This window comes from Sphingomonas bacterium, from assembly GCF_903644055.1.
In the GTDB taxonomy this organism is placed as follows: domain Bacteria; phylum Pseudomonadota; class Alphaproteobacteria; order Sphingomonadales; family Sphingomonadaceae; genus Sphingomonas_I.
Map to the genome: position 1 here is coordinate 1 of NZ_CAHJXD010000290.1, position 4,269 is coordinate 4,269.

Here is a 4,269-nt window from a genome sequence, read left to right on the forward strand (position 1 = left end):
ATGGTGCCGGTTGCAGGAATCGAACCCGCGACCTTCGGTTTACAAAACCGCTGCTCTACCAGCTGAGCTAAACCGGCGTGGCCGCGCTCATGCGTCAGCGGACGCCGAACGTCCAGCCCTCGGTGCGCGCGAGGTCGGGGGTGAGGCCCTCGGGATGCCAGAGCGCGGAGTCCCCGGCGTGGCGGCGCAGCCAGGCGGCGGAGAGCAAGGCGTCGGTCGCATGATCGTCGTAGCGCGCGATCGGCGCGTGCGGCGAGGCGTGGAGTTCGGCAAGCGCCCGATCGAGCGCCAGCGGATCGCGCAGCTTGGAGCGGCCCGGCCCGAGCCCGGCGGCGCGCGCGGCGATGCTGGTGTAGATTTCGACGAGCAGCGGGCCTTCGGCGGGCACCGGATCGAGCGGCCAGAGCGGCACCCGCCCCGCCAGCGCATGCAGCACGCGCATCCCCGTCAGGCTCGACTTGCCGACCTGTGCCGCGCCGACGAGGTTGAAGCAGCTCGACGGCGAAAGCCGCATCGCCTCCAACTGCCGCGTCTCGCAGAGACGCAGGCGGCCGCGCCCGGCCTGGAACAGATCTCCGCAGGCGCGATGGCGGCGGAAATGGCGGGCGAGTTCCGGATGATCGACGACGGTGGTGACGCCGAAGTGCGGCTCGGCATCGGCATAAGCCTCGATCATCGCCCAGAGCGCGGGCATATCGACGGGGCCCCGATCGCCTTCGGAGAAATAGGCGCCGCGATCGGCGAAGGGGAGCGCGGGCGAGAGATCGAGGCCGATCAGCGCGGGCACCCGCGCTTCGGCGAGCGCGACGATCCAATCGAGCGCGGCCCCGCGCGACCAGGCCCTGCCGGGCGGCGTGACGAGCCGCGGCGCCTCCTGCCCCAGGCCGCATTGCGCGACGGCGATGCCCTTCTGATATTCGCCCCGCGCGCCGGACCAGTCGATCGCGACGAAGCGCGTGAAGCGGGCATTCACTCTTGCCCGCGCTCCTCGCGCAGCTTCTGCCAATAGGCCAGCCGCTCGGCGATCTTCGCTTCGAAGCCGCGGTCGCCGGGGGTGTAATAGGTCTGCGGGGCCATTTCCTCGGGCCAGTAATCGGCGCCGGAAAAGCCGTCCGGCGCATCGGGATCATAGGCATAGCCCTTGCCGTAGCCGATCTGCTTCATCAGCTTGGTCGGCGCGTTGAGGATATTGGCGGGCGGCATCAGCGATCCCGTCTCCCTGGCGCTGCGCTTGGCCGCGCCGAACGCCTTGTAGCCCGATACCGATTTGGGCGCGGTGGCGAGATAGAGCACCGCATTGGCGATCGCGAGCTCGCCTTCGGGCGAGCCGAGGAAATCATAGGCGTCCTTGGCGGCGAGGCAGTGGACCAGCGCCTGCGGATCGGCGAGGCCGATATCCTCGCTCGCCATGCGGACGATGCGGCGGAGCAAATAGAGCGGCTCCTCTCCCGCGACGAGCATCCGCGCGAAATAATAGAGCGCGGCCTGCGGATCGGAGCCGCGCACCGCTTTGTGAAGCGCCGAGATCAGATTGTAATGGCCCTCGCGATCCTTGTCGTAGACGGGCATGCGGCGGTGGAGCAGCGCCGCCAGCGCGCTGGGATCGAGCGGATCGGCGGGGCCGATCGCGAACAGCGTCTCGGCCTGGTTGAGCAGGAAGCGGCCGTCGCCGTCGGCGCTGGCGATCAACGCGGCGCGCGCGTCTTCGGTGAGCGGCAGCGCCCCGCCTTCCTCCTGCTCGGCGCGGTCGAGCAGCTTCGCCAGCGCCGCGCCGTCGAGGCGGTGGAGGATCAGCACCTGCGCGCGGCTGAGCAGAGCGGCGTTGAGCTCGAACGAGGGGTTCTCGGTGGTCGCGCCGACCAGGACGACGGTGCCGTCCTCGACATAGGGCAGGAAGCCATCCTGCTGGGCGCGGTTGAAGCGGTGGATCTCGTCCACGAACAGCAAGGTGCGCTGGCCGAGGCGGGCATGATCGCGGGCCTCGGCGAAGGCCTTCTTGAGATCGGCGACGCCCGAGAAAACCGCCGAGATCGCGACGAAGCGCAGCGCCACCGCATCGGCGAGCAGGCGCGCGATGCTCGTCTTGCCGGTGCCGGGCGGACCCCAGAGGATCATCGACGACAGGCGACCCGCCGCAACCATCCGCCCGATCGCGCCTTCCGCGCCGGTGAGATGCTCCTGCCCGATCACCTGATCGAGCGACTGCGGGCGCAGGCGATCGGCGAGCGGGGCGGCGGCGGGAGCGGGCTCGGCGGCGAAGAGATCGGCCATGCCGACCATATAGGCCAGGCGATGGCGTTGTTCACCTGGGCCGGCATCTTCAGCATCCTCACGCATATCGACTTGACAAAGATGTTACGAGATATATCTTGAGTTGTATGAGAACGAGAGGAACACATCCCATGCGGGGATTTCATCACAAAATGCACAGCGCTTCCGGCCAGGGTGGTCATCGCCAGGGCGGCGGCGGACGCGAGTTTTTGCGCACCGTCTTCACCCATTGGGCGGCCGGTCGCGATAGCGACGGGGGCTATGGCGGGGACCATGGTCGCGGGTTCGGGGGTCGCGGCTTCGGGGGCTTCGGCGGAGGTCGGGGCGGCTCCGGCGGCCGGCGGCGGATGTTCGACGGCGAGGAACTGCGGCTGCTGCTGCTCGCGCTGATCGCCGAGGGCCCGCGCCACGGCTATGACCTGATCCGCGAGATCCAGGACCGTTCGGGCGGCGCTTATGCCCCCAGCCCCGGCGTGGTCTACCCGACGCTGACGATGCTCGACGAGATGAGCCTGATCGACGAGGTGAAGGAAGCCGGTTCGCGCCGCAGCTTCGCGATCACCGATGCCGGCAAGGCGCAGATCGCCGAGAAGCAGAGCGTGGTCGACGCGCTGCTCGCCCGCCTTGCCGAGATCGGCCAGGCGCAGGCCAAGGGCGATCGCGCCCCGATCCGCCGCGCGATGATGAACCTGGGCATGGCGCTGCGCGAGACGATGGTCCGCGACGAGGAGGGCACCAAGGCGCACGAGATCGCGGCACTTCTCGACGAAGCGACGCGCAAGATCGAACAACTTTAATCCCCACATGGCGCTGTCGGAGGGTAAGACGCGCCCGGATAATCAAGGAACATTGCCCATGACGACATTGGACCAGGCGCCGCTCGCGCCGCTGCTCGATCGCATGTTCGCCGACGCGGCCCGGACGGATACGGCCCTGCGCGCCGAGTTCATCGCGTTGACGCCCGAAGAGCGGCAAGCGGCGAGCGTCGATTTCCGCGCCTTCTTCACCCGCGCCAAGGACGCCTACCTCCCGGTGAGCCGCGAGACCGGGCGCCTGCTCTACATGCTGGCGCGCTCCACGCGCGCGAAGGCGATCGTCGAATTCGGCACCTCGTTCGGCATTTCGACGCTCCATCTGGCGGCGGCGCTACGCGACACATGGGGCGTCGGTGGCGGCGGCATCGTGATCGGCAGCGAGTTCGAGCCCGGCAAGATCGCGCGCGCCCGCGCCAATCTCGCCGAAGCGGGCCTCGGCGACCTCGCCGACATTCGCGACGGCGATGCGATGGAGACGCTGGCGCGCGACTTGCCCGAAACGATCGACCTCGTGCTGCTCGACGGCCACAAGCCGCTCTATTTTCCCTTGCTCAAGCTGCTCGAGCCCCGCCTGCGCAAGGGCGCGCTGATCGTCGCCGACAATGCCGATATGTGCCCCGAATATGTCGCGGCCGTGCGCGGGGACAACGGCTACAGCTCGGCGCCGCTGGGCGGCGACGTCGAGCTTTCGATGCGGCAATGACGGAGACGAGGATGACCACGACCACCACCCATGGCGCCACCCACAGCGCCACCGCGCGCGTGCCCACCGGCAGCGCGAGCCGCTATCTCCAGCAGCTCTGCAAGCATTGGCAGCATGACATGAAGGTGGAGTTCACCGCCGATCGCGGCACGATCGTCTTTCCGAGAGATGCGCGCGGCGCCGATTGGCCGGGCGATGCGATCGTCACGCTGGATGCCGAAGCCGACGCGCTCGTCACGCGCATCGATGCGACGGCGGCGGGACAGCTCGAAGCGCTGGAAGGCGCGGTCGCGCGCCATATCGATCGCTTCGCCTTCCGCGAAGCGCCGTTACCGTTCGACTGGCAATGAGGATCGCGTGACCGCTTCCGAGCAGACGATTCGAGGTAATGTCGATCGGCTTTAGAGCCCGACTCATAATTCGAATTTGGCGATACGGCGCGTCATCCGCCTGATGGATGAGACGACCATCCACGCTTCT

General features: G+C 68.3%; 5 protein-coding genes and 1 tRNA gene. 3 read left to right on the forward strand and 3 right to left on the reverse strand.

Translation table 11 applies throughout. The features are described from left to right. Nucleotide 1 precedes the first annotated feature (1 nt). From HUU94_RS12450 to HUU94_RS12460, 3 genes are all read right to left on the reverse strand, one after another. Nucleotides 2-77: transfer RNA gene (locus HUU94_RS12450), tRNA-Thr, on the reverse strand. Nucleotides 78-94: 17 nt separating this feature from the next. Continuing rightward, a complete protein-coding gene (locus HUU94_RS12455; protein WP_174275387.1) occupies nucleotides 95-973 on the reverse strand; it encodes a hypothetical protein in 879 nt (292 codons plus the stop codon). Next, nucleotides 970-2,271 carry a replication-associated recombination protein A gene (locus HUU94_RS12460; protein ID WP_174275391.1) on the reverse strand — a complete coding sequence of 434 codons (1,302 nt, stop codon included), beginning with the start codon at nucleotides 2,269-2,271 and terminating at the stop codon, nucleotides 970-972. Before HUU94_RS12460 ends, HUU94_RS12455 begins: the two co-directional genes overlap by 4 nt. 131 nt (nucleotides 2,272-2,402) lie before the next feature. On the opposite strand from HUU94_RS12460, the gene HUU94_RS12465 reads away from it, so the two are divergent. The 3 genes from HUU94_RS12465 to HUU94_RS12475 are packed head-to-tail and all read left to right on the forward strand — an operon-like array spanning nucleotide 2,403 to nucleotide 4,139. Beyond that, nucleotides 2,403-3,068: a PadR family transcriptional regulator gene (locus tag HUU94_RS12465; RefSeq protein WP_174275388.1), complete on the forward strand. Its 666-nt coding sequence runs from the start codon at nucleotides 2,403-2,405 to the stop codon at nucleotides 3,066-3,068. Between the two features lie 58 nt (nucleotides 3,069-3,126). Further along, on the forward strand, nucleotides 3,127-3,789 hold the full coding sequence (locus HUU94_RS12470; protein WP_174275389.1) for an O-methyltransferase: 663 nt from the start codon (nucleotides 3,127-3,129) through the stop codon (nucleotides 3,787-3,789). 11 nt (nucleotides 3,790-3,800) lie between these two features. Then, complete coding sequence (locus HUU94_RS12475) at nucleotides 3,801-4,139, forward strand: DUF2218 domain-containing protein (protein ID WP_174275390.1); 339 nt, start codon at nucleotides 3,801-3,803, stop codon at nucleotides 4,137-4,139. The last annotated feature ends 130 nt before the right edge of the window (nucleotides 4,140-4,269 follow it).

Excerpts from the sequence above, each read along its gene's own strand:
- HUU94_RS12460 (WP_174275391.1), bottom strand. The coding sequence starts at position 2,271 with ATGGCCGATCTCTTCGCCGCCGAGCCCGCTCCCGCCGCCGCCCCGCTC.
- HUU94_RS12465 (WP_174275388.1), top strand. The coding sequence starts at position 2,403 with ATGCGGGGATTTCATCACAAAATGCACAGCGCTTCCGGCCAGGGTGGT.
- HUU94_RS12470 (WP_174275389.1), top strand. The coding sequence starts at position 3,127 with ATGACGACATTGGACCAGGCGCCGCTCGCGCCGCTGCTCGATCGCATG.
- HUU94_RS12475 (WP_174275390.1), top strand. The coding sequence starts at position 3,801 with ATGACCACGACCACCACCCATGGCGCCACCCACAGCGCCACCGCGCGC.